Source organism: Intrasporangium chromatireducens Q5-1 (genome assembly GCF_000576575.1).
Taxonomy (GTDB): domain Bacteria; phylum Actinomycetota; class Actinomycetes; order Actinomycetales; family Dermatophilaceae; genus Intrasporangium_A; species Intrasporangium_A chromatireducens.
In genome coordinates this window covers 1-340 of record NZ_AWQS01000623.1, presented here as the reverse complement: position 1 = coordinate 340, position 340 = coordinate 1, and the positions used below count along the sequence as shown (strand labels likewise).

The window sequence follows — 340 nt, the reverse complement described above, 5'->3', positions numbered from 1 at the left end:
CACGTGATCCTGGACAACTACAGCACGCACAAGCACGCCAACGTCCAGCGCTGGCTGGCCACCCACAAGCGGTTCCACCTGCACTTCACGCCGACCTCCTCCTCGTGGCTCAACCAGGTGGAGCGGTGGTTCCGCGACCTGGACGCCAAGGCGCTGCGCCGAGGCAGCTTCGCGTCGGTGCCCGACCTGATCGCCGCGATCGAGGACTACCTGCAGGCGCACAACGCCGAACCTGTCCCCTTCGTGTGGACCGCCACCGCCGAATCCATCCTCGCCAAAGTCGCGCGAGCACGCCGGAAACTCGACCAAGTGGTTAACCAATAATGAGACGGACCACTAG

General features: G+C 64.4%; 1 protein-coding gene. It reads left to right on the top strand.

All coding sequences use genetic code 11. The annotated features are described in order from the left end of the window. A partial coding sequence (locus N864_RS23165) for an IS630 family transposase (RefSeq protein ID WP_034723300.1) occupies positions 1–324 on the top strand: 324 nt, incomplete at its 5' end. Between the last annotated feature and the right edge of the window lie 16 nt (positions 325–340).